Below are 21,218 nucleotides of genomic sequence, written 5' to 3' on the forward strand. Positions count from 1 at the left end.
TCGCCCACCCGTTCTTTCTATCTATCTTTCTTTCTTGATCTGCCTGTTTTCGCTGCGTTCTGCTTTGCTGCTTTTCCGTCCATAACCATTCCAGGAGACACCGCATGACCACACCGGCCCCGAAGACGACGACGACAACGAAGAACATCCACGCGATGAACCGCCGCGCCTGGCTGGGCGCCGCGGCGCTGGCCCTGTCCGCCGGCAGCGGCACGGCCGCGTTCGCGCAGGCCGCGCCGTACCCGAGCAAGCCCATCAAGGTGGTCGTGCCCTTTGCCGCGGGCGGCGCCACCGACGTGCTGGCGCGCGTGCTGGCCGAGAAGATGGCCGTGGGCCTGGGCCAGCCCATGGTCATCGACAACAAGCCCGGCGCGGCCGGCATCATCGGCACCGACGCGGTGGCCAAGGCCGCGCCCGACGGCTACACGCTGCTGCTGGGCCTGAGCAATTCGATGCTCACCAACCAGTTCCTGTACACCAAGCTGCCTTACAGCCCCGAGCGGGACATCGCGCCCATCTACCAGATCGCGATCGCGCCGCTGGTGCTGGTGGCCCACCCCAGCGTGCCCGTGGCCACGGGCCCCGAGCTGCTGAAATACGTGGTGGCGAACAAGGGCAAGGTGGCCTACGGCTCGTACGGCACGGGCGCCTACCCGCATCTGGCCGGCGCGTACATGAGCCAGTCGCAGAACGCCGACATGAGCCACGTGGCCTACCGCGGCGAGGCGCCCATGGTGCAGGACCTGCTGGGCGGGCAGATCCAGATCGCGTTCGCCAGCGCGCTGCAGGTCAAGCCCCACCTGGAGGCCGGAAAGCTCAAGGCCATCGGCGTGAGCGGCGAACGCCGCATGGGCACCCTGCCCAACGTGCCCACGCTGGCCGAGCAGGGCCTGAACGACGAGGCTTACCGCGTGGCGGGCTGGCTGGCGTTTGGCGCACCGGCCGGCACGCCCCCCGCCATCCTGGAGCGCATCGCCGACGAGGTGCGCAAGGCCACGCAGCTGCCCGATGTGGCCCAGCGCATCGCGGCCATGGGCTTTGATGTGCAGAACAGCTCGCCCGCGCTGTTCTCCGCCGCGATTGCCAAGGAGCGGCCGGTGTGGGAGCGGCTGATCAAGGCATCCGGCGCAAGACTTGACTGACCCCCTGAGGCGCTGCGCGCCTTCCCCCTGAAGGGGGACGCCGCCAGCGCGGCGGGGCGGCCCTTGCGCGGCGGCACTGGCATGGCGCCGCGCCAACTCTTGCACAAAAACAGGCTGTAGCGCTTGTTTTACAAACGCCAACAGCTATCATTTTTGCAGCATTCTCACGCGCTGCGCCGCAAACGCCACATACCAGTCCAAACACCCGGGGTTGGCCATCGCGTCCTTGTTGACCACCTTCTCGATCGGCTGGCCCAGCAGCAGCTTCTTGATGGGCAGCTCCTGCTTCTTGCCGCTCAGCGTGCGCGGCACCTCGGCCACGGCAAAGATGTCGTCGGGCACAAAACGCGGGCTCAGGGCCGTGCGCACGGCGCCGTTGATGCGCGCGCGCAATGCGTCGTCGAGCGCGTAGCCAGGGCGCAGCACCACAAACAGCGGCATGTAGCTCTCGCGGCCGAGGTACTCCAGGTCCACCACCAGGCTGTCGAGCACTTCGGGCAGCGATTCGACCGCGCTGTAGATCTCGCTCGTGCCCATGCGCAGGCCGTGGCGGTTGATGGTGGCATCGGAGCGGCCGTAGATGATGCAGCCGCCATTGGCGCCGATCTTGAGCCAGTCGCCGTGGCGCCAGACCGCACCCATGTTCGCGGGGCCGTCGCCACCGCCGGGCTGGCGGCCGTGGCCTGCGGGGTACATGTCGAAGTAGCTCGACAGATACCTCGACCCGTCTTTGTCGCCCCACAGGTAGAGCGGCATCGACGGAATGGGCTGCGCGCAGACAAGCTCGCCCACCGCGTCCATCACGGGACGACCTTCGGCATCCCACGACTCCACCGCCGCACCCAGCATGCGGCACTGCATCTCGCCGGGCACCTGCGGCATCTCGCGGTTGCCGCCGATGAAAGCGCCGCAAAAGTCGGTGCCCCCGGAAATATTGTTCCACCAGATGTCGTGTGTGCCCAAGGCCTCGAACTGCGCCGTGCCCCACTCCTGCACCTCGGGCGACAGCGGCGATCCGGTGGTACCCAGCGCGCGGATGCGGCTCAGGTCGCCGTAGTCCGCGAGCGTGATGCCGGCCTTCATGCAGTTGGCAAAGAACGCCGCACCGGCGCCGAAGAAGGTCACGCCCGTCTCGGCCGCGAACCGCCACAGCACGCCCCAGTCCGGGTGCTCCTTGCTGCCGCCCGGATTGCCGTCGTAGATCACGCAGGTGGTGCCCGACAGCAGGCCCGACAGCTGCGCATTCCACATCACCCAGCCGGTGGAGCTGTACCAGTGGTAGCGCTCGCCGAAGCTGTTGGCCTCATAGCTGCAGCCGATGTCGTTGTGCAGCACCTTGAGCTGCAGCGCCACCAGCACCGTGCCGCCATGGCCGTGCACGATGGGCTTGGGCAGGCCGGTGGTGCCGCTGGAATAGACGATCCACAGCGGGTGGTCAAACGGCAGCCACATCGGCTCGAAGGCCGCAGTTTCAGCATCATTTTGGGCCGTTGCGGCCGTCCAGTCTGCCCAGCCAGCTATCGAAACAGAAGCATTCAGATTGCCCACCAGCAGCGCGTGCTGCACACTGGGCAGCGCTGCCCGCAGTTCGGCCAGGACCCCAATGCGGTCGTGGTCGCGCCCGCCGTAGCTCACGCCATCCACGCCGATCAGCACCCTGGGCTCGATCTGGCGAAAACGGTCCAGCACCGCATGCGTGCCCATGTCGGGCGCGCAGATACTCCACACGCCGCCGATGCTCACCGTGGCCAGGAAGGCGATCATCGCCTCGGGCACGTTGGGCAGGTAGGCCGCCACGCGGTCGCCGGGCTGGATGCCCTGGGCCTTGAGGTGCAACGCCAGCGACGCGACCTGGCGGCGCAGATCGGGCCAGCTCAGTTCGCGGTGCTGGCCTTTTTCGTTGCGGCTGATGATGGCCGGCAGGCCTGCGGCGTGGGCCGCTTCCACGTGCCGCAGCGCCTGGCGCGCGTAATTCACCTGAGCGCCAGGAAACCACTGGGCGCCGGGCATGGTGTTTTCGCCCAGCACGGCGGTGTGGGGCGTGGGCGATTCGATCCGGAAGTAGTCCCACACGCTTTGCCAGAACGCATCAAGCTCGGTGGTGGACCAGCGCCACAGCGTGTCGTAGCTGTCGAACTGCAGTCCGCGCTGGTCGCGCAGCCAGTTCTGGTACAGGCGGATCTGGGGGATATAGGGCGGGGTATTGTGTGTTGTCTCCATGGCGACGCAGCGTACCAGCGGCACGGTGCGCAGGCCAGCCACCCTCGTCACCCGGTTGACAGCAGGGTGGAATGCACATTTCGTACATTCGTGCTAAATTTCGCCCCATGGACGCCAAAACCCAGAAAGCCGAACTCACCCGCGCCGCCATCGTCGGCGCGGCGCTGGACCTGGCTGCGGCCGAGGGGTTGGAGTCGATCACGCTGCAGGCCGTGGCCGACCGCGTGGGGCTGTCCAAGAGCGGCGTGTTTTCGCGCGCCGGTTCGCGCGAGGCGCTGCAGAAGGCGGTCATCGACGAGTTCGGCCACCGCTTCCTGGCCGACGTTTTCGTGCCTGCCATGCAGCAGCCCAAGGGCCTGCCGCGGCTGAACGACATCGTGCGCCGCTGGATTGCCCGCACACGCGATGTGGAGGCCTTCACAGGCTGCATCTACACCGCCGGCGCCTTCGAGCTGCACGACCGCGATGGCGAATTGCGCGACCAGCTGCATGGCGAGATCACGCGCTGGCGCGCCGCGCTGCGAAGAACGGTGCTGCAGGCGATCGAATCGGGCCACCTGCCGCCCGACACGCCGGCCGACCAGTTGGTGGGTGAGATCTACTCGATGATCATGGGCCTGCTGCACGACGTGCGCTTCCTGCGCGACCCGCAGGCCGCGCAACGCACCGAGGCGTCCTGGGCGCGCCTCCTCAAGAGCTACCAGCCAGCGGCTGCCTGAAAGCCGGCCGCGCCATGGAACCTCATGCCCTGTCTTGCCCAAATTTCGCACAACCGTGCGAAGAAAGGAGAATGCCATGTTGATCATCCTCGGACTGGCGGCCGTCGTGGCTGCCGCGCGCGCCCTGAAGGCGCTGCGCGAAACCCTGGCCCGGCTGCCACGCAGCAACCGCGACTGGATCTTCTACTGAACACGTTCTGACACGCCGGGCGGGCTGTCCGGCAACCGACCCGCTTGTCCCTTGTTCCCGCCAAATTCCGGAGCACCACCATGAGCCACTCCAATGCACTGCAGGCGACCACACACTTCTACGGCGCACATGCCGGCATGCGACTGCTGCGCGCGGCGCTGGGCGCCGCCGAGCGGCTGTGGCCAGCCCTGGCCGTGCGCGCGGCCTACCGCCTCTTTGGCACTCCCCTTCCGCTGCGACGGCCGGGGCGCAGCGCCGCACCCGCAGGCGCCTGGCGCACCGAACACTGGCCTTTCGAAGACGCCGAAATCACGCTCTATCTGCCCCAGGCCCAGCCGCATGGCCCCACGGTGCTGCTGCTGCACGGCTGGGGCGGCCATGCGCGCCAGATGCTGCCGCTGGCCGACGCCCTGACCGCGCGCGGCCTGCGGCCAGTGCTGGTGGACCTGCCCGCGCACGGCGGCAGCCGGGGCCGCGTGAGCAACCTGCCGCAATTCGCCCGTGCCATCGAGTACACCACCGCCCGCCTGCACGCGCAGGACGCGGCGCCCCACGCCGTGGTGGCCCATTCGCTCGCGGCCAACGCAGCGGCCCACGCAGCCAGCCGGGGCCTGGCCACCGGGCGCCTGGTGCTGCTGGCGCCTCCTGCCTCGCCGCACGAATACACGCGCCTGTTCGCCCAGGTCTTTGGCCTGACCGAGCGCACGCGCGCCGCCATGCAGCGGCGCATCGAGGCACGCGAGGGCATCCTGATGCGCCAGTTCGAGCCCCCGGCCGTAGGCCCGCGCATCGCCATTCCCACGCTGGTGGTGCACGACCGGGGCGACCGTATCAACCGTTTTGCCGACGGCGAGGCCTACCGCGACCACATCGCGGGCGCCACGCTGATGGCCACCGATGGGCTGGGCCACCGCAAGATCCTGCAGCAGGCCGAGGTGCTGGCAGCCGTGGCGCACTTCGTGGCTGTGCCTGCACCAGCGTTGGCAACAACGCCCGCCTACGCAGGCCCGGCGCCCTCACCCAGCCCACAACCCCTGGCTTGACTGCGGTATTGCCGGCGCCGTAGCGCACCCATTGCCTACACTGGCGCCCTTTTTTCGTTTGCGCAAACCCCAGTCACTGTCCACGGACGGTGCGCGCAAATGCCCTGCCTTGCCGCGCCGCTGGTTCCCACGCGCGCATCGGCTACGGGCCGGGCCATCTCTTCAACCTTGGAGCCTGTTCGGATCTCCCTGGGGATCCTCAACGGGCTCTTGCGATGCGGCGTTCCGGCAAGCCACCCTTGCGGGTGTGCGTGCCATCCGCCAGGCCCGCCCGTCTTTCCCTCCGAGATGTGCAGCAGCCGCTGCGGTCGCCACCTGTATGCATGCATGCGCTTCATTCGTGCAAGGCGCGCAGGTGCCGCAGGTGCCTTGACCGCCCGGTGCGCACAGTGGCACGCTGCTTCTGCGCCGATGCGGCATGCCGCATCCCGCACGCCGCAAGCCAGGCAAAGCCCGGCGCACGGCCCGCGCATCTCCTTGTCGATTCAGCAGAAGAAAGGTGATCCATGGAACTTCTTATCTCGGCGGGGCTGATCCTCGCCATCGTGCTCTGGGGCGTGGCGGCGCCGGACTCGCTTGGAGCCGTGTTCGACACGGCCCTGGCGGCCATCACGCGCAACTTCGGCTGGTTCTACCTGTGGGTGGTGCTGGGCCTGGTGGTGATGGCGCTCATCCTGGCGTTCAGCCGCTACGGCGACCTGAAGCTGGGCCAGGAAGACGACGAACCCGAGTTCTCCATCGGCGCCTGGTTTGCCATGCTGTTTGCTGCGGGCATGGGTATCGGCCTGGTGTTCTGGGGTGTGGCCGAGCCCATCTCGCACTACGGCACGCCGCCGCCGGGTATCGCGCCGCACACGCCCGAAGCCGCCAACGCGGCCATGCGCTACAGCTTCTTCCACTGGGGGCTGCACCCCTGGGCGGTGTACAGCATCGTGGCGCTGGCGATTGCGTTCTTTCAGTTCCGCAAGGGCGGCTCGGCGTTGGTCAGCACGGCGGTAATGGCGCTGCCCTGGGCGCCGCTGCAGCGCATCGGCCCGGCGGTCAACGTGCTTGCGGTGATCGCCACGGCGTTCGGCGTGGCGGCGTCACTGGGCATGGGGGCGCTGCAGATCAACAGCGGCCTGCACGCCACGCTGGGTCTGCCCGTCAGCGAGGCCTGGCAGGTCGGCATCATCGGGGTGACCACGGTGCTGTTCCTCGCCTCGGCCGTGTCGGGCGTGGCGCGCGGCATCAAATGGCTGTCCACCTTCAACCTCATCATTGCGGCGCTGCTGGCGCTGGCGGTGTTCACGCTGGGGCCCACGGTGGTCATCATCGACACATTCACCAACACGCTGGGCAGCTACCTGAGCGAGTTCGTGCGCATGAGCCTGCGCATGACCCCCTTCCGCGACAGCGGCTGGGTGAGCGGCTGGACGGTGTTCTATTGGGCCTGGTGGGTGAGCTGGTCGCCGTTCGTGGGCCTGTTCATCGCGCGCGTCTCGCGCGGGCGCAGCATCCGCGAGTTCATCCTGGGCACGGTGCTGGCGCCCACTCTGGCGGCGTTTGTGTGGTTCTCGGTGTTTGGCGGCACGGCGCTGCACCTGCAGATCATGCAGGGCGTGCCTATTGCCGATGCGGTCAACGCCGATGTCTCCACCGCTCTGTTCTCGCTGTTCCACGCCCTGCCCTGGGGCGCGCTGATGTCGGGGGTGGCCACGGTGCTGGTGGTGGTGTTCTTCGTCACATCGGGCGACTCGGCCGTGCTGGTGCTGGGCATGATGAGCACCCGGGGCAATGAGAACCCGTCCGCGCGCGTCAAGGTGGTCTGGGGCCTGCTCATCTCAGGCATTGCCGTGAGCCTGCTGCTGGCCGGGGGCGTGAAGGCGGTGCAGACCGCCACCATCGTGTTCGCGCTGCCCTTCACCGCCGTGATCCTGCTCATGGCGATGGCGCTGTGGCGCGGCGTGAAGGCGGACTGGGAGGCCGAGGACCGCCGCGACCGCGCACTGCGCCGCCGTCTGCGCGAAATGGCGGGCGCGGCCACGGCGCCGCCGCCGTAAACCGGCGCCGGGGTAGCGAGGGGGGACGGGTGCATGGGTCTATCATCCGCAGCCACGCCCTCCTCCTGCGTCCCTCTGTCTCCTCTCCTCGTTTCGCGGCTGATACCAATACCGACACCCATGCCCCTGCTCATGTCCGCCTGGCCCGCCGTGGTCCTTCTGCTGCCAGCCCTGGTGCTGGTGTCGGCGATTGTTTTTCTGGCCAAGGGCAACCGCCGGGCCTTTGCGCAGCTGCTGGCGCTGGCGGCGTGTTTCCTGATCGGCGCGCTGCTGATGGAGTTCTTCGTCTTCATGGCGGCTCGCATGGCCCGCTCGGGCAGCCGCGAGGCCGTGCTGGGCATGGGCACGCGCCAGTTGCTGGAAACCATGGCCAACCCGCGCTCCATCGCGGCGCAGCCTCTGTCGCTGGCGGCGGTGGCCGCCTACAGCGTGCTGGCCGCTTACGTGTGGCTGCTGGTCACCTGGGCGCTGCACCTGCGTGGCAAGCCCGCTGGCGGCGCCAAAAAGAAGAAGTCCGCCAAGGCCTCCGCCCGCAAGCCGGCACGCGCCTGAGCTGTGGCTTGCAGGCCTTGGACGGCCTGACGCCGAGGTGGCGAGCGCTGCCAGCTATCGATTGGCCGGCGCCCTGCCCTCGGCTTGACCCAGGGCAAAACAGGGCGCCGGGGGGGCCTTCACAATGTCAGGCGGTCCGCACGCCCCCTTGCCATGACATCCTCCACCTCCTCTTCCCACAGCGACGTCCTCATCGTCGGCGCGGGGCCTGCCGGCCTGTCGCTGGCCATCGCCCTGGCCCAGGCAGGCCTCACGGCCACGGTGGTCGAGCAGCAGGCGGCGGCGGTGCTGGCCGACCCGGCGCCAGACGGCCGCGAGATCGCGCTCACCCACCCCAGCCGCGCCACGCTGCAGAAGCTGGGCACCTGGGGGCTGCTGGCGCCGCATGAGACAGGCGCCATCCACGAGGCGCAGGTGCACGACGGCCCGCTCGGCCAGCGCGGAGCGCTGCAGCTTGACGCACGGCACGGCGGGTACGAGGCGCTGGGCTTCATCGCGCCCAACCACGCGCTGCGCCGCACCGCCTACGCCGTGGCTGCACGCATGCCCGGAGTGCGCATCGTCACCGGCGCCCAGGTGACGCGCGTGTCCACGCTGGCGACGCACGCGCAGCTGGAGTACCGCCAGCTCGCGGATGCCGGGGCGGACGGCCCCGCCCAGCCACCGCAGCGGCTGCAGGCGCCCCTGCTGGTGGCGGCAGACAGCCGCTTCTCGGCCACCCGGCGCCAGCTGGGCATCGGTGCGCGCATGGCGGACTTCGGCCGCACCGTCATCGTCTGCCGCATGCGCCACGCACAGCCCCATGGCGGCGTGGCGCACGAGTGTTTCGGCTACGAGCGAACGCTGGCGATACTGCCGCTGCCGGACGCTCCTGCGGATGCGTCCTGTGCCGTGGACGCGCCGGGCAACCCGCACCTGTGCTCGGTCGTCGTCACCACAGGCGCGGCAGATGCCGCCACACTGCTGGCACTGCCCAGAGACGCCTTTGCTGCCCAGGTGCAGGCGCAGTTCAAGGACCGGCTGGGCCCCATGCAGCTCGATGGAGAACGCCACGCCTACCCGCTGGTGGCTGTGTACGCCGACCGGTTTGCCGCCCACCGCTGCGCCCTGCTGGGCGATGCCGCCGTGGGCATGCACCCGGTGACTGCCCATGGATACAACCTGGGCCTGGCCGGCGCGGAGCGGCTGGCTGCCGCCGTGCAGGCCGCCCGCAGCCAGGGCCGCGACATCGGCGACAGCCGCGTGCTGGCGGCCTACGCCCGCGCGCACCACCACCACGCCTGGCCGATCTACGAAGGCACCAACGCCATCGTGCGGCTGTACACCGACGCCCGCCCCCTGCCCCGCCTGCTGCGCCAGCTGGTGCTGCAGGGCGCGCGCCACCTGCCCCCGCTGCAGGCGGCCATCGTTGGCCAACTGACCGGCAAGCCGCCCGGCTGGATGCGGGCGCTGGCCCCCGCCCACTCCACAAGTCTGCAAAAACCATAGCGGCCGGCGCAACCCTGCCTTGGTTTGCAGCAGCATTTGTGCCACAACCCAATCCAAACAAGCACCGCCAGCTATCTTTCCAATAGCGAGCAACCCTCAAAACCGGCGCGCCCCAAAGCCAGCGCCACCGTGGAGCTGGCTTTGCCAGGCCACCGGTGGCGTCCCCCCTTGGGGGGGAAGGCGCCGCAGGCGGCTCAGGGGGGCTTCAGTCCCCCACCCCCAGCGTCACCATGCCGTACAGCGGTGCACCCAGCCACGGCCACCACAGCGTCTCCAGTGCCAGCCCCGCCCAGCCATAGCACTCCGCCACGCTGTGCTCGTGCAGCAGCGCCAGTCGCGGGTGTGCGGAGGGCAAGTCGGACAGGCGCGCCACGCCCCAGCGGAATTCGGCGCCCGTGGGGCCCACGCTCGCGTGCCGGTGCGCCGTGCCCACGGCGCGGTGGGTGAGCACATCCAGCACCAGGCGCGAGCCTGCCGGCGCACATTCGGCGAACTCGGCCAGAAACGCCTGGACCTGCGCGGGCTCCAGGTACATCAGCACGCCTTCGCACAGCACCAGCACGGGCTGCTGCGGCGCCCCGCGGGTGCCTGGGCCGCGCGGCGGCTGGCCCAGACGCTGCCACCAGCCGGGCCGGGTGATGTCGACCTCCGCCAGCCGGGTGCGCGGGCAGCCGGGCGGCAGCAGCTGACGGCGCAGCGCGATGACCTCGGGCAGGTCGGCGTCGAGCCAGTGGTTGGCGCCGGTGTCCAGCCACTGGAAGTGGTGCGACAGGCCGCAGCCCAGGTTCACGCCCCGGGCCTCCGGGTGCAGCAGGAAGAAGCCCTGTGCCGTGTCGCGGATGAAGCGCGTGCGCCACAGCACGTTGAGCACCGTGGGCAGGTCGTCGAGATAGCCCTCGACGTCGGCGCCCAGGCGCTCCAGCAGGCCGGCCGCCACCGCGTCGCCGCAGGCCAGCCACGGAAAATAACGGTCGCCGCGCGCCCGCGCCGCCAGAGGGATGAGCAAGGTGCTGGGCACGGCGGGCAGCGATGCATGCAGTTGCGACGGCTGCTGCGCGCCGGGCGCGGTGGCGCGCCGGGCTGGGGCCTGGAGCGACGCGGCGCCGGCAGAGGGCGCCGGGACGCGGCTACGGTGTCGGCTTCGGGTCGGCGGCTGCAGCGGCAAGATCGTCTCCTCCTGTGGCCGGCGGGCGCCACGGTTGGCGGGATACAGGGGCACAAGCGAACGGGCGAACAGGCGAACGGGCCAGCGAAGGTGCGGGTGCTCACGCAAAGGCCCCGCTCCGATGACGGGTGCGTGGGGATGGCCCTGAGAACGTGTCTGCGATCCTGCACATTGTGGCGCCAAGCCCGGCCTGGGCCCCCATTCCGCGCCGCCACGCAGGGGTATAAGAAAACTTGGAAAAAAACGCGCGTTGGTTCACACCCGCCTGGTGAGGACATCCCACACGAGCGACACGCCCGCCGCCAGCAGGTCGCCGGTGAAGGAGTCCGCATCGCGGTCCCGCGTGCCGCTGAAGGCGCTCTTTTGCCGCTCGCGCTCGGCGCGGCTGCGGTCGCGCTCCAGCGCCACCAGGGCGTCGCCGATGTCCACCGCAGGGGCCTGCGTGTTCTGCGCCGCCTGGACGGGGCGGGCGCCGGCCCGGGCGTAGCCTTCCATGGCCCGCACCACGGCGTCAGGGTCGATGAGCGAGAACGCTGCACGGCAGTACGGGCAGGCGTGGTCCTTGCGGATGTCCACCGGCGCACCGCAGCTGGTGCAGAAGATGGCGCCCACACGCCGGGCCAGGTTGTCGATCTCCGGGCGCGTCATGTGGCGCACGAAGCCTTTCTCGACCATGAAGGACGAGAAGGTGCTGAAGCGCCCGTGCTGGCGCGCGCAGCGGTAGGTCATGTAGCGGCCGCTGCGCACCACGTCAAAACCCTTGTCCAGCGAACAGTTGCAGCGCGGGCAGGCCATGCGCGATTCGAGCGGGCGGTGTTCATCGGTGCGGTGCTCGTGCAGCAGCCGGAACAGCTCCACCACGGCCTGGGGCGAGAGCTGCAGGTTTTCGTACCGGTCCAGCCAGATGCCCTGGCAGGCGTAGCAGATGTCCAGCTCCAGCGCGTGCCCGGTGTTGCTGGTGAACGGGTGGGCCTCCATGGGCTGGCGGCACGATGGGCAGGACGGTGCGCAGGTCTGCATGGTTCTGGCTGTGCTGGTGAAGGCAGGCCCCTCTAGTCCGCCGATATCCGCATCCTAACGCCGGGCCCGCGCACGCCCGACGCCCGGGTCTTCCCCGTAGTTCATGGGCTGCAGGCGGATTCATCCACTAGCATTCGCGCCTCGAACTACAAGGAACAACACATGGGATTCATGAACTGGCAAGAAAAGAGCGCTGCCGTGCTGCAGCAAGGCGGGGTGATCGCACCTGACGAACGGCTGCCCTGGCCGCAGACCGCAGCGATGGGCGTGCAGCACGTGATCGCCATGTTCGGCGCGACGGTGCTCGCACCCATCCTCATGGGGTTCGACCCCAACGTGGCCATCCTGATGAGCGGCGTGGGCACGCTGATCTTCTTTCTGGTGACGGGCGGGCGGGTGCCCAGCTACCTGGGTTCGAGCTTCGCGTTCATCGGCGTGGTGATCGCGGCCACGGGCTATGCTGGCAAGGGGCCCAATGCCAACATCGCCGTGGCGCTGGGCGGCATCATCGCGTGCGGCCTGGTCTACACCTTGATCGGTGCGCTGGTGCAGTCCATCGGCACGGGCTGGATCGAGCGCTTCATGCCGCCCGTCGTCACGGGCTCGGTGGTGGCGGTGATCGGCCTGAACCTGGCCGGCATTCCCATCAAGAACATGGCGGCGAGCAACTTCGACAGCTGGATGCAGGTGGTGACCTTCGTGAGCGTGGGCCTGGTGGCCGTGCTCACGCGCGGCATGGTGCAGCGCCTGCTGATCCTGGTGGGGCTGATCGTGGCGAGCATCATCTACACGGTGCTCACCAACGGCATGGGCCTGGGCAAGCCCATCGACTTCTCCATCCTGGCCAACGCCGCCTGGGTGGGAATGCCCAACTTCGCGGCGCCGGTGTTCGACGGCAACGCGATGCTGCTGATCGCCCCCGTGGCCATCATCCTCGTGGCCGAGAACCTGGGCCACATCAAGGCCGTGACGGCCATGACCGGCCGCGACCTGGACCGCTACATGGGCCGCGCGTTCATCGGCGATGGCGTGGCCACCATGGTCAGCGGCGGCGTGGGCGGCACGGGCGTGACCACCTATGCCGAGAACATCGGCGTGATGGCCGCGACCAAGATCTACTCCACGGCCGTGTTCTTCCTGGCGGGCGTGTTCGCGCTGGTTCTGGGCTTTTCCCCCAAGTTCGGCGCGCTGATCCAGACCATCCCGCTGCCGGTGATGGGTGGCGTCTCCATCGTGGTGTTCGGCCTGATCGCAGTGGCCGGCGCCAAGATCTGGGTGGACAACAAGGTGGACTTCTCGCAGAACAAGAACCTGATCGTCGCGGCCATCACCCTCATCCTGGGCACGGGCGACTTCACGCTCAAGTTCGGCCAGTTCGCGCTGGGCGGCATCGGCACGGCCACCTTCGGGGCCATCCTGCTGTATGCCTTGCTCAATCGCAAAGGCTGAAGCCTGGCAAAGGCCGAGCAAACTTGTAAGGGTTAACCCTGAATCTGTAAGTTGCAACCGCTAGGATTTCGGTTTTTGACCGGGGCTGCGCCCATGTGGCGCGGCCCTTTTTTCATTTCTGCGGAGCCTGTTTTCATGTCCCTGGCCGACCGGGTGCTCTACCCCGACTTTCTTTCCCGCACCATGTCCGCCGACGAAGCGGCCGCCCTGATACCGGCGGGCGCCCACGTGGGCATGAGCGGCTTCACCGGCGCGGGCTACCCCAAGGCCGTGCCCGGCGCGCTGGCGCGCCGCATCGAGAGCCTGAACGCGCAGGGCAAGGGGTTTCGCATCGGACTGTGGACGGGCGCATCGACCGCCCCGGAACTCGACGGTGCCCTGGCCCAGGTGGACGGCATCGAGATGCGCCTGCCCTACCAGTCCGACCCCACGGTGCGCCGGCAGATCAATGCGGGCCACATGCAGTACGTGGACATCCACCTGTCGCACGTGGCGCAGTTCGTGTGGTTCGGGTTCCTGGGCAAGCTGGACGTGGCCGTGGTCGAGGTGGCCGGCGTGCTGCCGGACGGACGGCTGATCCCCTCGTCCTCCGTGGGCAACAACAAGACCTGGCTGGACCAGGCCGACAAGGTCATCCTGGAGGTCAATGCCTGGCACAACCCGCAGCTCGAGGGCATGCACGACATCTACTACGGCACCGACGTGCCGCCGCAGCGCAGGCCCATCCCGATGACGCGGCCCGACGAGCGCATCGGCGAGCCCTACCTGCGCTGCGACCCCTCCAAGGTGATCGCCGTGGTGATGACCGACCAGCCCGACCGCAACAGCGTCTACGCCGCGCCCGACGACACGTCCAACCGCATCGCGGGCCACATCATCGAATTCCTGCAGCACGAGGTGAAGAAGGGCCGGCTGCCCCGGGACCTGCTGCCGCTGCAGTCGGGCGTGGGCAACATCGCCAACGCGGTGCTCGCGGGGCTGAACAACGGCCCTTTCGAGAACCTCACGGCCTACACCGAGGTGCTGCAGGACGGCATGCTGGACATGCTGCGCTCGGGCACGCTCGCCAGCGCCTCGGCCACGGCGCTGTCGCTCAGCCCGGCAGCGATGCAGGACTTCAATGAGCGCATCGAGTTCTACAAAGAGCGCATCGTGCTGCGCCCGCAGGAGATCAGCAACCACCCCGAACTGATCCGCCGCATGGGCCTGATCGCGATGAACGGCATGATCGAAGCCGACATCTACGGCAACGTCAACTCGACCCACATCATGGGCTCGGCCATCATGAACGGCATCGGCGGCTCGGGCGACTTCGCGCGCAACGCCTACCTGTCGATCTTCATGACGCCGTCGCTGGCCAAGAACGGCGCCATCTCGTGCATCGTTCCCATGGCCTCGCACGTGGACCATACGGAGCACGACGTGCAGATCCTCGTCACCGAGCAAGGCCTGGCCGACCTGCGCGGCCACTCGCCCTCGCAACGGGCCGAGCTCATCATCGAGCGCTGCGCGCACCCGGATTTCCGCCCCGCGCTGCACGACTACGTGGCCCGCGCCCGCAAGTCCGCGCTGGGGCAGCATACGCCGCACCTGCTGAACGAGGCGCTGTCATGGCACCAGCGGTACGTGGAGACGGGCAGCATGCGGCAGAACCCGGGCGCCTGAGCACCAGCCGGGAATGGCGCGGCGAATCCCCGGACAGGGCAAGGTCAACGCCGGGCCGTCACACACCCCTGGTTACAATCAGGGTTAACCCTAGGTCATTCGACCACCCACCCCCGTGTTTTTCTTCGACACCAGCCCCGCCGGGGCTGGTTGTCTTTTGCCCGTGAGTTTTCATTCCATGCAACGTCGCCAGTTCACCCAGTCCCTCGTCGCCGCCAGTACCGGCCTGCTGTTCGCCAACCCATCGCGCGCCGTGGGCGTGCAGGATCCCATGGATGCCAAGAGTGTGGCCATCGGCTGCTCCATCGGCCTCACCGGCGCGCTGGCCAGTCTGGGCAAGGAACTCAAACAGGGCCTGGATGCGGGCATCGCCCAGGCCAATGCGCGCGGCATCCATGGACGGGAGCTCAGGCTCGTGGCGCTGGACGACGGCTACGACGCCGCCCGGTCCGAGGACAACGCGCGCAAGCTGATCGCCGACGGCTCCGTGGTGGCCCTGATCTCGTGCATGGGCACGGCCAACAACCAGCGCATCCTGCCGCTGGTGGACGAAGCGCAGATCCCCTACGTGGCCCCGCAAAGCGGCGCCACCTCGCTGCGCAAGGCCGAGTACCGCTCGGTCTTCCACGTGCGTGCCAGCTACTCCGACGAAGCCCAGCGCCTCACGCAGAAGCTGGTGGCCATGGGCATCACCGATCTGGCCATCGTGTACCAGGACACGGCCTTCGGCCGCGAATTCCTGGCCGATGTGAACAATGCCATGAAGGCTGCCAAGCAGCCCGCGCCCAAGGCCTTCAAGCTGGACGCCCAGGGCGCGCAGGTGGCCGAGGTGGTCAAGCAGGCCGTGGCGGCCAAGCCCACCACGGTGCTGCTGGGCACGGCCGGCGACGTCTCGGCGTCGTTGATCAGCGAATTCAAGAAGGTATCGCCCAGCACCCCGCTGGCCGCGACCAGCGTGGCGCTTTCGGGCGACAACCTGCGCCAGCTTGGCGGCAAGGCCGCGGGCCTGGCGATGTCGATGGTGCTGCCCGATGCGGGCCGCACCAGCGTGGCACTGGTGCGCGACTACCAGCGCGCGATGAAGGCGGCAGGCTTCCAGGAATTTTCGGCCCGCAGCTTCGAAGGCTATGTGAACGCCCGCGTGCTCACCGAAGGCCTGGAGCGTGCCGGCCGCGAGCTCACGCGCGGCAAGCTGCGCAATGCGCTGGCCGGCATCCGCAGCAACGACATGGGCGGCCTGCTGATCGACTACGCGGGTGCCGCGCCCTATGTGGGCTCGCGCTTCCTGGAGCTGGGCGTGATGGGCGCCAACGGCAAGATGGTGGGCTGATCCACGGCCCGGGCCGGATGGGCACAATGGGTGGTTTACTTCTTCTTTCTTTCCTTCCCACTCACCGCTGACCTGAAAAGCAAGCCGCCATGCCCATCTGGAAAAAGCCTGTCGACCTCGCCCGGCTCAACGCCGACCACCACAACACCGCTGCATCGCACCTGGGCATCGAGATCATCGAGCTGGGCGACGACTTCCTGCGCGGACGCGTGCCCGTGGACCAGCGCACCAAGCAGCCCTTCGGACTGCTGCACGGCGGCGTGAGCGTGGTGCTGGCCGAGTCGCTGGGCTCCGTGGGCGCGTACTACGCCAGCCCCGAAGGCCACAATGCGGTAGGCCTTGATATCAACGCCAACCACCTGCGCTCTGCCACCAGCGGCTGGGTGACGGCCACTGCGCGCCCCATCCACATCGGGCGCACCACGCACGTGTGGCACATCGACATGGTCAACGACGCGGGAGAGCTGACGTGCGTGTCGCGGCTGACGATGGCGATCCTGCCTCCTAGATAAGGGGCATCCCCTTGAGGCGCTTCGCGCCTCGGTGTTGGTCGCCAGAGGCGACAGCTCTTCGGGCCGTCCAAGCCTGCACAGGCAGGCTCGGAGCCTCGGCCCTCAGCCCCGTCTCTCGAATCGCTGCGCTATTCGGGAAGGGGGACGACACCGGTGGCCTGGCGAAGCCAGTTCCACGGTGTCTCAGGCGTGGGCGGCTCGCCAGTTTCAACGGGCCGCGCATTGTGCCGGCCTTTGGATCAATCGGCCGTCAACGGTTGCGCACAAAGCGCCGGTAGCTATCTATTCAGTAGCATTCTGACGCGCCAGGCGTTCACTTTTCCAGTACACGTCGTCGCCGCCGTCCATGCGGTTGAGCACGCGGGCGAGAACGAACATCAGGTCTGAGAGGCGGTTGAGGTACTGGCGCGGGGCGTCGTTCAGAGGCTCGGCGTGGCCCAGGGCCACCACGGCCCTTTCGGCCCGGCGGGCCACGGTGCGGCACACGTGGGCCTGGGATGCGGCGCGGGTGCCGGCGGGCAGGATGAACTCCTGCAGGCGCGGCAGCGCAGCGTTGTGGTGCGCCAGGGCTTCGTCCAGCTCGAGCACGGCGGCGGGCTTGAGCAGCTCGAAGCCGGGGATCGACAACTCTCCCCCCAGGTTGAACAACTGGTGCTGTATGTCGACGAGCAGGGCGCGCACGCCGTCGGGCAGCGGCTCGCACAGCAACAGGCCGATGTGGGAGTTGAGTTCGTCCACATCGCCCAGCGCATGGATGCGCAGGCTGTCCTTGGAAACCCGTTCGTTGTTGCCCAGGCCGGTGGTGCCAGCGTCGCCAGTGCGCGTGGCGATTTGTGTGAGTCGGTTGCCCATTCGGTGCCTTCCACGAGAAAAAAGGGGCCACGTACCTGTTTCACACAGGCACTGCCCCGCCGATACAGGCTCGATTCTGCGCTACGCGGCCGGGCGCCGGGCGCTGCACAGCCGGCAGAACACACGGCAAAAAGCCCGTGCCGCTGGCCCACCATCCAGGTGGGCCAGCGGCACGGGCTTTGCAGGCAGCGGGCCTGGGCCGGCTGCCCGCCTGCGGCCACCCTCCGTCAGTGGGTGCTGGTGGCCGGCGTGCGATTCATGCGGTCCACGTCGGCCGTGGAGACGCCCGAGCCGGTGGGCTTCATGTTGTTCCAGGCGGCCGTGTGGTACGAGTCCCACTCCTGGCGGGACACCATGCCGTCGCCATTGGTGTCCATCAGGCGAGCACCCACGCGGGCTTCGGCCTTGGCGGCAGCCTTGCCGCCGGAGGCGCTGGGATTGATCTCGGCCACAGGAGCACCACGGCCGTCGCCAGCGGCGGGGTTCGCAGGCGCGGCCGTGCTGCGGGCGGCACGGTCATCGACCTTGTTCTGCGCATTGGCGGCGGCAGCGCCGCCGGACGCTGCGGGATTCACTTCAGACGGCGGACGGGGCGCGTTCGGTGCCTGGGCCAGGGCGGCGGTACAGGCGAGGGCGGCGAGAGCGGCGAGAACGGTTTGCTTTTGCATGGATGGCTCCTTGGTCGTGAACAGACAACGGGGTTGAATGAAGCACCGCACCGTTGCGGGCTTGAAGTCCATTGTTGGAAGCCAGCCGCTGCCGCGATGTAGGACTTGCGCGGGCACGCCGGTCAGCCTGCAAGGCGCATGGGTACCGGCGCCAGGCGCACCAGTGCGTCATTGCCTGGCCCGTGCGGCAGTGGCGAAACCCTTGAAACGACCCGCCCCGATGCCGCGCACTCGGTTCACGTTTGGGTACATCCACGACGCATTCCGACATGAACCGTGGCCTGGCCGTTACACCGCGCTGGCAAATGTTGGGCAACGCAACAGCAGGCAAGAGTGCTGGCTTCGCCGCGCATGCTGCGGTGCAATGGAGCCCTGTTCAACTTCGAAGGAATCAACTTCCATGAAGGCACTGCAACGACGCACCTATTCGTTCGACACGCGCAGCGTGATGCTTTTCGCGGCTCTCTCCCTGGGAGGCGTGGGCGCATTGCACGCACAGACAGCTCCGGCAGCCCCCGCCAAGAAATCGGCGGATGTGCCCTACACCTACGGGCCGGGCACCGGCAACCCTTCCGTCGCCGCCACCACGGCTTTCAACCGCGCTGACACCGACAAGGACGGCAAGCTGTCAGAGAAGGAAGCTGAGCACCTCCCCGCCATCAGCCAACGCTTCAAGGAACTGGACACCGACAAGAACGGCAGCCTGTCCACGAAGGAATTCGAGAAGGGAATGCATTCCTGACGCCCTGACACCGGGCGCGCACGCTGGAAAGCCCCCGGGAAGCAAACGCCCACCGGCCGGGCCTCTCTATCAACAGCCCCGCAAACAACGCTTGCGACCGGCTCCGGCAGCTTCCTGCACGGGCGCCGGTCGCGCTGCATCAGTCGTGCAGCGACGACAGGAATTGCTGCAGCTCCGGCGTCTGCGGGTTGCCGAAGATCTCTGCCGGCGCGCCCGTCTCGTGCACGCGGCCCTGGTGCATGAAGATCACCCGGTCGCTCACCTTGCGGGCAAACGCCATCTCGTGCGTGACCATCATCAGCGTCATGCCTTCGAGCGCCAGCGACTCCACCACGCGCAGCACCTCGCCCACCAGCTCCGGGTCCAGCGCCGAAGTGATCTCGTCGCACAGCAGCACCTGCGGCTCCATGGCCAGCGCGCGCGCAATGGCCACGCGCTGCTGCTGGCCGCCCGAGAGCTGCTCGGGCATGGCATCGAACTTCTCGGCCAGGCCCACGCGCTCAAGCAGCTTGCGCGCCTGCGCCTCGGCCGCCTTGGCATCGCGCGCCTTCACCAGCGTGGGCGCGAGCATGATGTTGCGGCCCACCGAGAGGTGCGGAAACAGGTTGAAGCTCTGAAAGATCATGCCTACCTGCTGGCGCAGTGCGCGCATGGCGGTGGGGCTCTCGTGCATCAGCTTTTGGCCGTCCACGCTGAGCGCACCTTCCTGGAACACTTCCAGGCCATTCACGCAGCGCAGCAGCGTGCTCTTGCCCGAGCCGCTCTTGCCGATGATGGCGATCACCTCGCCCTTGCGCACCTTGAGGTCGATGCCCTTCAAGACCTCGTTCGTGTCGTACGACTTGCGCAGCGCCGTGATCTCGACGATGGGGCGGCCCACGGGCGATGCGTCTGGTGCAGCCACGGGGGATGCGCTGGTGTCAGTGGCGGTGGCCATGGAGTTTCCTTTCGAGGGACTGTGCGACCAGGCTCACCGGGAAGCACAACACAAAGTACAGCAGGGCCACGCAGGCGTAGACCAGGAAGGGCTGGTAGGTGGCGTTGGAGATCATGCTGCCCGCCTTCGTCAACTCGACGAAGCCGATCACCGACGCCAGCGCCGTGCCCTTGATCACCTGCACCAGAAAACCCACCGTGGGCGGCACCGCAATGCGCAGCGCCTGGGGCAGCACCACGTGGCGCAGCTGCTCGCCGAAGTTGAGCGCCAGGCTCTGCGCGGCCTCCCACTGGCCCTTGGGGATGGACGCCACGCAGCCGCGCCAGATCTCGGTGAGGTAGGCGCTGGTGTAGAGCGTGAGCGCAAACGCAGCGGCCGTCCACGGCGATGTCTTGATGCCAAAGAGCGCGATGCCGAAGTACGCGAGGAACAGCTGCATGAGCAGCGGCGTGCCCTGGAACACCTGCACGTAGGCGCCGATGAGCCGCTCGGTGCCGCGCACCTTGGACAGACGCAGCACCAGCAGCACCAGGCCCACCAGGCCGCCGCCGATGAAGGCGATGAGCGAGAGCGTGACCGTCCAGCGCGCAGCCATCAGCAGATTGCGCAGGATGTCCCACAACGAAAAATCAACCATGGCGATCTACCTTCCTACGAGGAAACGCGCCCCCACCCACATCAGCAGGCGGCGGGTGAGCATGGACAGCACCAGGTACACCAGCGTGGCCAGGATGAAGGCCTCGAACGCGCGGAAGGTGTTGCTCGATATCAGATTGGCGGCATAGCTCAGCTCGGGCGTGGAGATCTGGCCGCACACGGCCGAGCCCAGCATCACGATGATGATCTGGCTGACCATCGCAGGCCACACCTTGAGCAGCGCTGGCGGCAGCACCACGCGCCGGAAGGTCTGGCCGGGCGTGAGCGCCAGGCTCTGCGCCGCCTCGATCTGGCCGCGCGGCGTGGCCTCGATGCCGGCGCGGATGATCTCGGCCGAGTACGCCCCCAGGTTGATCACCATGGCCAGCACCGACGCAACCTCGGGGGAGAGCTTGACGCCCAGCGCCGGCAGCCCGAAGAACAGGAAGAACAGCTGCACGATGAAGGGCGTGTTGCGCACCAGCTCCACATACGCCGCCACGGCCCAGCGCAGCGGCGCCGCACGCGGCCCGAGGTTGCGCGCACGGGCCCAGGCGCAGGCCGTGCCCAGCAACAGCCCCAGCACGGTGCCCACGATGGTGAGCGCGATGGTCCACGCCAGGCCGCGCACGAGCAGCGGCCAGGACGAGAGCACGGCAGAGAAGTCGAGTTGGATCAGCATGGTGCTTGCGGCTTGGGTTGTGGGTGCCTGCGCACCGCAGTGCGCGTCATGGAACGCAGGGTGGCACTTTCACGGCCACCGGCCCTCACAACCGTTCGGGCTGAGCCTGTCGAAGCCAGGGCGCGCGCACAGCGCGTCGGGAGCGGCTTGCACAGGCTCATCAA

General features: G+C 68.2%; 19 protein-coding genes. 11 read left to right on the plus strand and 8 right to left on the minus strand.

The window, feature by feature from the left end; translation table 11 throughout:
• The first annotated feature begins 104 nt into the window (after positions 1 to 104).
• Complete coding sequence (locus KW835_RS15415) at positions 105 to 1,142, plus strand: tripartite tricarboxylate transporter substrate binding protein (RefSeq protein WP_218383865.1); 1,038 nt, start codon at positions 105 to 107, stop codon at positions 1,140 to 1,142.
• Between the two features lie 147 nt (positions 1,143 to 1,289).
• Here the strand turns inward: KW835_RS15415 and KW835_RS15420 are convergent, their stop codons facing one another.
• Positions 1,290 to 3,362 carry an acetoacetate--CoA ligase gene (locus tag KW835_RS15420; protein WP_218383867.1) on the minus strand — a complete coding sequence of 691 codons (2,073 nt, stop codon included), beginning with the start codon at positions 3,360 to 3,362 and terminating at the stop codon, positions 1,290 to 1,292.
• Positions 3,363 to 3,469: 107 nt separating this feature from the next.
• On the opposite strand from KW835_RS15420, the gene KW835_RS15425 reads away from it, so the two are divergent.
• The 5 genes from KW835_RS15425 to ubiM all read left to right on the plus strand — a co-directional run bounded on the left by KW835_RS15425 (position 3,470) and on the right by ubiM (position 9,396).
• Positions 3,470 to 4,081: a TetR/AcrR family transcriptional regulator gene (locus KW835_RS15425; RefSeq protein ID WP_218383868.1), complete on the plus strand. Its 612-nt coding sequence runs from the start codon at positions 3,470 to 3,472 to the stop codon at positions 4,079 to 4,081.
• 270 nt (positions 4,082 to 4,351) lie between these two features.
• The gene (locus KW835_RS15430; protein WP_218383870.1) at positions 4,352 to 5,314 is read left to right on the plus strand and encodes an alpha/beta fold hydrolase; all 963 of its coding nucleotides are present in this window, start codon (positions 4,352 to 4,354) and stop codon (positions 5,312 to 5,314) included.
• A gap of 506 nt (positions 5,315 to 5,820) precedes the next feature.
• Positions 5,821 to 7,356 carry a BCCT family transporter gene (locus KW835_RS15435; protein WP_218383872.1) on the plus strand — a complete coding sequence of 512 codons (1,536 nt, stop codon included), beginning with the start codon at positions 5,821 to 5,823 and terminating at the stop codon, positions 7,354 to 7,356.
• Positions 7,357 to 7,476: 120 nt separating this feature from the next.
• A complete protein-coding gene (locus KW835_RS15440) occupies positions 7,477 to 7,908 on the plus strand; it encodes a hypothetical protein (protein WP_218383874.1) in 432 nt (143 codons plus the stop codon).
• A gap of 153 nt (positions 7,909 to 8,061) precedes the next feature.
• Complete coding sequence (gene ubiM, locus KW835_RS15445; protein ID WP_218383876.1) at positions 8,062 to 9,396, plus strand: 5-demethoxyubiquinol-8 5-hydroxylase UbiM; 1,335 nt, start codon at positions 8,062 to 8,064, stop codon at positions 9,394 to 9,396.
• Positions 9,397 to 9,601: 205 nt separating this feature from the next.
• Here the strand turns inward: ubiM and KW835_RS15450 are convergent, their stop codons facing one another.
• Together KW835_RS15450 and KW835_RS15455 are read right to left on the minus strand one after the other, a co-directional pair.
• Positions 9,602 to 10,561, minus strand: coding sequence for a class I SAM-dependent methyltransferase (locus tag KW835_RS15450; RefSeq protein WP_255593569.1), 960 nt, complete (start codon positions 10,559 to 10,561; stop codon positions 9,602 to 9,604).
• 255 nt (positions 10,562 to 10,816) lie between these two features.
• Positions 10,817 to 11,581 carry a zf-TFIIB domain-containing protein gene (locus tag KW835_RS15455; protein ID WP_218383877.1) on the minus strand — a complete coding sequence of 255 codons (765 nt, stop codon included), beginning with the start codon at positions 11,579 to 11,581 and terminating at the stop codon, positions 10,817 to 10,819.
• Positions 11,582 to 11,743: 162 nt separating this feature from the next.
• Here KW835_RS15455 and KW835_RS15460 point away from each other — a divergent pair, with 162 nt between their 5' ends.
• From KW835_RS15460 to KW835_RS15475, 4 genes are all read left to right on the plus strand, one after another.
• On the plus strand, positions 11,744 to 13,030 hold the full coding sequence (locus tag KW835_RS15460; protein WP_218383878.1) for a solute carrier family 23 protein: 1,287 nt from the start codon (positions 11,744 to 11,746) through the stop codon (positions 13,028 to 13,030).
• Between the two features lie 135 nt (positions 13,031 to 13,165).
• Positions 13,166 to 14,695 carry an acetyl-CoA hydrolase/transferase family protein gene (locus tag KW835_RS15465; protein ID WP_218383879.1) on the plus strand — a complete coding sequence of 510 codons (1,530 nt, stop codon included), beginning with the start codon at positions 13,166 to 13,168 and terminating at the stop codon, positions 14,693 to 14,695.
• Between the two features lie 178 nt (positions 14,696 to 14,873).
• A complete protein-coding gene (locus KW835_RS15470) occupies positions 14,874 to 16,025 on the plus strand; it encodes an ABC transporter substrate-binding protein (protein ID WP_218383880.1) in 1,152 nt (383 codons plus the stop codon).
• Between the two features lie 89 nt (positions 16,026 to 16,114).
• A complete protein-coding gene (locus tag KW835_RS15475; RefSeq protein ID WP_218383884.1) occupies positions 16,115 to 16,537 on the plus strand; it encodes a hotdog fold thioesterase in 423 nt (140 codons plus the stop codon).
• A gap of 282 nt (positions 16,538 to 16,819) precedes the next feature.
• Here the strand turns inward: KW835_RS15475 and KW835_RS15480 are convergent, their stop codons facing one another.
• Together KW835_RS15480 and KW835_RS15485 are read right to left on the minus strand one after the other, a co-directional pair.
• Positions 16,820 to 17,389 carry a cob(I)yrinic acid a,c-diamide adenosyltransferase gene (locus KW835_RS15480; protein ID WP_218383885.1) on the minus strand — a complete coding sequence of 190 codons (570 nt, stop codon included), beginning with the start codon at positions 17,387 to 17,389 and terminating at the stop codon, positions 16,820 to 16,822.
• A 227-nt stretch (positions 17,390 to 17,616) separates the two neighbouring features.
• Complete coding sequence (locus KW835_RS15485) at positions 17,617 to 18,057, minus strand: hypothetical protein (protein WP_218383887.1); 441 nt, start codon at positions 18,055 to 18,057, stop codon at positions 17,617 to 17,619.
• A gap of 400 nt (positions 18,058 to 18,457) precedes the next feature.
• Here KW835_RS15485 and KW835_RS15490 point away from each other — a divergent pair, with 400 nt between their 5' ends.
• Positions 18,458 to 18,799 carry an EF-hand domain-containing protein gene (locus KW835_RS15490; RefSeq protein ID WP_218383889.1) on the plus strand — a complete coding sequence of 114 codons (342 nt, stop codon included), beginning with the start codon at positions 18,458 to 18,460 and terminating at the stop codon, positions 18,797 to 18,799.
• Between the two features lie 139 nt (positions 18,800 to 18,938).
• Here the strand turns inward: KW835_RS15490 and KW835_RS15495 are convergent, their stop codons facing one another.
• Genes KW835_RS15495 through KW835_RS15505 form a run of 3 tightly spaced genes read right to left on the minus strand, consistent with a single transcriptional unit; the run spans position 18,939 to position 21,054 of the window.
• The gene (locus KW835_RS15495) at positions 18,939 to 19,736 is read right to left on the minus strand and encodes an amino acid ABC transporter ATP-binding protein (protein WP_255593570.1); all 798 of its coding nucleotides are present in this window, start codon (positions 19,734 to 19,736) and stop codon (positions 18,939 to 18,941) included.
• The gene (locus KW835_RS15500; protein WP_218383891.1) at positions 19,720 to 20,373 is read right to left on the minus strand and encodes an amino acid ABC transporter permease; all 654 of its coding nucleotides are present in this window, start codon (positions 20,371 to 20,373) and stop codon (positions 19,720 to 19,722) included. The genes KW835_RS15495 and KW835_RS15500 overlap by 17 nt, the downstream gene beginning before the upstream one ends.
• A 6-nt stretch (positions 20,374 to 20,379) precedes the next feature.
• Positions 20,380 to 21,054 carry an amino acid ABC transporter permease gene (locus tag KW835_RS15505; protein WP_218383892.1) on the minus strand — a complete coding sequence of 225 codons (675 nt, stop codon included), beginning with the start codon at positions 21,052 to 21,054 and terminating at the stop codon, positions 20,380 to 20,382.
• Positions 21,055 to 21,218 lie beyond the last annotated feature (164 nt).

Source organism: Acidovorax sp. sic0104 (assembly GCF_019219095.1).
In the GTDB taxonomy this organism is placed as follows: domain Bacteria; phylum Pseudomonadota; class Gammaproteobacteria; order Burkholderiales; family Burkholderiaceae_C; genus Acidovorax.